5 protein-coding genes are annotated in these 6,383 nt (G+C 36.3%); all 5 read left to right on the forward strand.

Annotated features, from left to right (window positions below):
* Positions 1 to 165 precede the first annotated feature (165 nt).
* The 5 genes from D1606_RS13975 (at position 166) to D1606_RS13995 (ending at position 6,347) form a co-directional block, all read left to right on the forward strand.
* The gene (locus D1606_RS13975; RefSeq protein ID WP_119416635.1) at positions 166 to 1,107 is read left to right on the forward strand and encodes a YybS family protein; all 942 of its coding nucleotides are present in this window, start codon (positions 166 to 168) and stop codon (positions 1,105 to 1,107) included.
* A gap of 13 nt (positions 1,108 to 1,120) precedes the next feature.
* A complete protein-coding gene (locus D1606_RS13980; RefSeq protein ID WP_119416636.1) occupies positions 1,121 to 3,097 on the forward strand; it encodes a DHH family phosphoesterase in 1,977 nt (658 codons plus the stop codon).
* Positions 3,094 to 3,543, forward strand: a complete 450-nt coding sequence (gene rplI, locus D1606_RS13985) for a 50S ribosomal protein L9 (protein WP_119416637.1) — start codon at positions 3,094 to 3,096, stop codon at positions 3,541 to 3,543. The genes D1606_RS13980 and rplI overlap by 4 nt, the downstream gene beginning before the upstream one ends.
* A 12-nt stretch (positions 3,544 to 3,555) precedes the next feature.
* Positions 3,556 to 4,914: a replicative DNA helicase gene (gene dnaB, locus D1606_RS13990; protein WP_119416638.1), complete on the forward strand. Its 1,359-nt coding sequence runs from the start codon at positions 3,556 to 3,558 to the stop codon at positions 4,912 to 4,914.
* Between the two features lie 143 nt (positions 4,915 to 5,057).
* Positions 5,058 to 6,347 carry an adenylosuccinate synthase gene (locus tag D1606_RS13995; RefSeq protein WP_119416639.1) on the forward strand — a complete coding sequence of 430 codons (1,290 nt, stop codon included), beginning with the start codon at positions 5,058 to 5,060 and terminating at the stop codon, positions 6,345 to 6,347.
* Positions 6,348 to 6,383: the final 36 nt, after the last annotated feature.

Below are 6,383 nucleotides of genomic sequence, written 5' to 3' on the forward strand. Positions count from 1 at the left end.
AAGGAGTAGATGATCAGTTAAAGAGTAGTTGCTGATCATTTTTTACATTTTATTTTTGTTTAGACAATGTTAGTTGATACATCTAGGTTTTTGTTCGATACCATGAAACATGATACAATAATAAGATGAAATAATAGATTTTCTTTATGAAAAGGAAGGTTTTAAATGCCAGAAAATCAGACAAGGAGAATTACGCATGGCGCCATGATGGTGGCATTGTTTGCTATATTATTAGCCATCTCTACATATATACCAGTGTTGAATATCGTATCGATTTGGTTTATTTCTTTACCGATTGCTTGGTATAGATCAAAGTATAGTCGTGGCTCCTCATTATTAGTGGCTATTGTTAGTTTAGCAATTGCATTTTTAATTGGCGGGATTTTATCTTTACCTTTAGCTGTTATAGTTGTATTGATTGGATTGGTCATCGGCGATGCAATTAGTACAAAGAAAAGCAAAGTCTTTTTATTTATGTCGACAGCCTTTACAGTATTGATTTCTATTGCAATTGAATATATTGTGTCTGTAAAATTCTTTAATATCGATATTTTAAAGGAAGTCATAACAAACTTCCGGGAAAGTTATGAGAGATCAAATGAGATGGTCAAAGCAATGACAGGTAAAGCCCCAATCTCAACTGATCAATTAGACACATTGGTCAATACAATGCAAATGGGTATGCCAACAATGATAACGTTAATGGTATTTTTCTTGACGTTTATTATCATTTCTTTGAATTTACCGTTATTAAGACGTTTTGGACTAGAAGTTCCTAAATTTGCTCCATTTAGAGATTTACAATTACCACGTGCCTTTTTGTGGTATTATCTCATTGTATTATTAACAACGTTATTTATAAAACCTGACACAGGGTCATTTATTTATGTAGTTGTATTGAATTTATCTTTTCTCTTAAGTACACTATTTTTGCTTCAAGGTATTTCATTGATTCACTTTTTCATGTATCAGCAAGGATGGCCGAAATGGACAATTGTAGTTGGTACTATCCTCGCTTTTCCACTAAGTTCGTTTGTTACTTTAATCGGTATAGCAGATTTAGGATTTAATATCCGTGGACTTATTAGTGGCATGACAAGAAAATAAGGAGTTGAGCTTTATGGGTACTCTTTTTAGAAAACGACCAATACGATATCCTCTTTTAATCCTGTCATTGCTTGGAATAGCAGGTATTGTGATATGTGTAATGTGGAACTTATTGACTGGCGCCGTGTATGGAATAGTCTTGGTATTAGTTTTGATTCTTACTTGGAAAGCTGAGTCTGAAACGTATAAAGAGACTGAAAGGCATATCGAAATGCTATCATATCGCTTAAAAAAGGTGGGCGAAGAGGCATTACTTGAAATGCCAATTGGTATTGTATTAATCGATGACCAGTTTCTGATTGAATGGACAAATCCTTATATGCTTCGCATATTAGGGACAGATTCTTTGATTGGAGAGGAAGTCTTCTCTTTATCTGAAGACTTATATAATCTGATTAAGCACGAGGAGTCAAATGAACTCAATATTACTCTAAAAGAACGAAAGTATCGTGCATTCTATAAACCAGAAGAAAAATTACTTTACTTCTTTGATATTACAGAACAAGTTGAAATAGAAGCACTTTACCATGATGATCGTACAGTAATATCAATTCTTTTTGTTGATAATTATGATGAAATTACCCAAGGTATGGATGATCAAACTCGAAGTCAAACCAATTCTCTTGTAACATCTCTTGTAAACAATTGGAGTACAACATATGGAATCTATATAAAACGAATTGACTCTGATCGTTTTATAGCAATTATGAATGAGTCAATTTTGCAAGAACTAGAAAAGAAAAGATTTGCTATTCTTGATGATATTCGGGAGATAACAGCACAGCAAAATTTATCTCTAACATTGAGTATTGGTGTAGGTGCTGGTTCACAATCGTTATTAGAATTAGGAGAACTTGCACAGTCTAGTTTAGATCTTGTACTAGGACGTGGCGGTGACCAAGTAGCGATTAAACAACCAAATGGTAAGGTAAAGTTCTACGGTGGAAAAACCAATCCTGTTGAGAAGCGTACAAGAGTACGTGCTCGTGTTATCTCACATGCTTTACGCGATTTAATACAGGATAGCGATCAAATCTTTGTAATGGGGCATAAAATGCCGGATATGGATGCGATAGGGGCTGCTATTGGTGTTCGTAAAATGGCTGATATGAATGGAATTGATGGTTATGTAGTTTTAGACTTCGATAATATTGACAATAGTATTAATCGTTTAATGCAAGTAGTGAAGGATAAATCGGATTTATATAATCGTTTTATTACACCAGAAGCAGCGTTGGATAAAATAACAGAAAAGTCACTGTTAGTAATAGTAGATACGCATAAACCAAGTATGACCATTGAGGAAAGATTATTAAACAAGTCTGATAAGGTAGTCGTTATTGACCATCATCGTCGTGGTGAGGAATTTGTTAAAAATCCTATGCTCGTTTATATGGAACCTTATGCTTCCTCAACAGCAGAATTGGTAACGGAATTGTTAGAATATCAACCAAAAAATGATAAAATAACAATGTTAGAGGCGACAGCTTTGCTAGCGGGGATTATTGTTGATACGAAAAGTTTCACGTTGAGAACAGGTGCAAGAACATTTGAAGCAGCTTCATATCTACGTACAAATGGGGCCGACACAGTGTTGGTACAACGACTTTTAAAAGAAGATATAGGTACGTATATTGAACGTTCTAAGATTGTTCAAACAGCTGAATTTATCCATAATGGAATTGTTGTTGCACGAGGTGACAGTGGTAAAATCTATAATTCAGTATTAATTGCACAAACTGCAGATATTTTATTAACAATGAAAGACATATCTGCATCCTTTGTAGTTGCGCATCGTAATGATGGAAAAGTGGGCATTAGCGCACGTTCATTAGGTGAGATGAATGTTCAACTAGTCATGGAGGAACTAGGTGGCGGCGGACATTTAACTAACGCTGCATGCCAACTAGAAGTTCAAACTATAGATGAAGCGATAGAAAAGTTAAAAAAAGCAATCGATGATGTATTGGAAGGGAGTACTGAAGTATGAAAGTCATTTTCTTAAAAGATGTTAAAGGTCAAGGTAAAAAAGGTGAAGTGAAAGAAGTTTCTGATGGATATGCACGTAATGTTTTACTAAAACAAAAAAACGCTGTTGAAGCAACAGCGGCTGAGATAGCAAAATTAAAGGCTCAAAATAAACGTGCAGCTGCAAATGCAGCACAAGAATTAGAGGATGCAAAAGCATTAAAAGAAACATTGGAAAATTTAACAGTTGAATTGTTGGCGAAACCGGGTAAAGATGGTCGCTTATTTGGATCAATTACTTCAAAACAGATTGCAGAACAATTACAAAAAGATCATGATATTAAAATTGATAAACGTAAAATGGAACTAAAAGAAGCAATACGGACTTTAGGTGTAACAAAAGTACCTGTAAAGCTTCACCATGAAGTAACTGCTACATTGAAAGTACATGTTGCAGAACAAGAGTAAGGGGAGACATTTATGAACGATCCACAATTGGACCGCGTTCCGCCCCATAACCAAGAAGCTGAACAATCTGTCATAGGGGCAATATTTCTTGAACCACAGGCGTTAATTACTGCTTCAGAAATTCTAATTCCTGATGACTTTTACCGTTCTGCACATCAGAAAATATTCCAAACTATGTTACGTTTGAGCGATCAAGGGAAAGCAATTGATGTTATTACAGTTACTGAAGAGCTATCGTCACATAACGAATTAGAAGATGTTGGGGGCATTTCTTATATTACAGAAATTGCAAATGCTGTTCCAACAGCTGCAAACGTGGGTTACTACGCTCAAATCGTATCTGAAAAGGCAGTACTCAGACGCTTAATACGCGTAGCAACTAAGATTGTAGAAGATGGTTATACACGTGAAGATGAGGTAGATGCTTTACTTTCTGAAGCTGAAAGTAGAGTCATGGAAGTGGCGAATCGCAAGAATGCCGGTGATTTTAAGCATGTAAAAGATGTTCTTGTTGAAACATATGCGAATGTAGAACATTTACAAAATCGCAAAGGCGATATAACTGGTATTCCAACAGGGTTCCGTGACCTGGATCGTTTAACAGCTGGATTCCAACGGGGCGATTTAATCATTGTTGCTGCCAGACCATCAGTTGGGAAGACAGCCTTTGCATTGAATGTTGCCCAAGCAGTTGGTACTCAAACAGAAGAGAATGTTGCTATTTTCTCTCTGGAAATGGGTGCAGAACAACTTGTAATGCGTATGCTTTGTGCTGAAGGAAATATTGATGCCCAAGTTTTACGTACAGGTGCTTTAAATTCAGAGGATTGGCGTAAGCTAACGATGGCAACTGGTACACTATCCCGTGCAGGAATCTATATAGATGATTCTGCTGGTGTACGAGTAAGCGAGATTCGTGCAAAATGTCGTCGGCTAAAACAAGAGCATGGGTTAGGCATGATCCTAATAGATTATCTCCAACTTATACAAGGAAGCGGTATAGCGGGACAAAATAGACAACAAGAAGTATCAGAAATTTCGCGTTCACTTAAAGCACTTGCCCGTGAATTGGAAGTTCCAGTTATTGCATTATCTCAATTATCGCGTGGTGTAGAACAACGTCAAGATAAACGACCGATGATGAGTGACCTTCGTGAATCTGGGAGTATCGAGCAAGATGCCGATATCGTAGCATTCTTATATCGTGAAGATTATTACGATAAGGAAACTGAAGATGCTAATACAATTGAAATTATAGTAGCTAAACAACGTAACGGTCCAACAGATACCGTTAAATTAGCATTTAAAAAAGAATTTAATAAGTTTGTTAGCGTAGACTGGTCTGCAGAAGCAACAGCAGGAGGCTACTAGATAAAAAACACGAACATTGATGTCAGACGAATATAATATGTTCGTGTTTTTTACTGTTTTTTATTGACTTGGCTTATTATCGTTGATACAATAAGTCTGTTTGAATCAGGACACGAAGAAAGTGTCTGACGGAGGTGCTGATTATGACATCAGTTGTAGTGGTAGGAACTCAATGGGGAGACGAAGGTAAAGGTAAAATTACAGACTTCCTTTCTAAAGAAGCAGATGCAATCGCACGTTATTCTGGTGGCGATAATGCAGGACATACTATCCAATTTGAAGGAGAAACATATAAATTACATTTGATCCCTTCTGGTATTTTCTATAAAGATAAACATTCAGTAATGGGTAACGGCATGGTTATTAACCCTAAATCGCTTGTTGAAGAATTAAAAGGACTACAAGAACGTGGGATTAATACAGATAACTTGCGCATATCCAATCGTGCACAAGTGATCCTACCTTACCATGTATATCAAGATAAGGTAGATGAAGAGTCTCGTGGAGATAAAAAAATCGGTACTACATGTAAAGGGATTGGACCTTGTTACACAGATAAAGTACAACGTATTGGTATTCGCGTAGCGGACCTATTAGACAAAGAAGTATTCGAAGAAAAGCTACGTTCTAATTTGGCTATGAAAAACCGTTTATTTGAAAAATTCTATGAAGTTGAGCCATTAAAATTTGAAGACATTTTCGAAGAATATTATGGTTATGGTCAAGAAATTGCAAAGTATGTAACTGATACTTCTAAAGTATTGAATGATGTATTAGACGAAGACGGTAAAGTACTATTTGAAGGTGCACAAGGTATTTTACTTGATGTTGACCACGGTACATACCCATATGTTACTTCATCTAATCCAGTTGCTGGAGGTGTAGCTACTGGAGCTGGAGTTGGTCCTTCTCAAGTTACTCGTGTCATTGGTGTAAGTAAAGCTTATACTTCACGTGTTGGTGATGGCCCATTCCCAACAGAATTGTTTGATGAAGTGGGTCATCAAATTCGTGAAGTAGGGCGTGAATATGGTACAACTACTGGCCGTCCACGTCGTGTTGGTTGGTTCGACTCAGTTGTAGTTCGCCATTCCCGTCGTGTATCTGGTATTACAGATTTAGCTCTTAACTCAATAGACGTATTAACTGGTCTTGAAACTGTGAAAATCTGTACGGCATATGACTACAATGGTGAAATCATCACTGAATATCCTGCAAATCTTCATATTATTGAAGGGTGTAAACCAATTTATGAAGAACTTCCTGGTTGGACAGAAGATATTACAGGATGCAAAACATTAGAAGAACTACCTGAAAATGCGCGTAACTATGTGAAACGTGTTAGCGAATTAACAGGTATTCAAATTGCAACATTCTCAGTAGGTCCTGACCGTGAACAAACAAATGTTTTAGTAAATGTTTGGGATAACTAAAATGAAAATTTAATTGTAATCAAATAGATAGAAAAT

The organism is Rummeliibacillus sp. POC4, from assembly GCF_003576525.1.
Taxonomy (GTDB): Bacteria; Bacillota; Bacilli; order Bacillales_A; family Planococcaceae; genus Rummeliibacillus.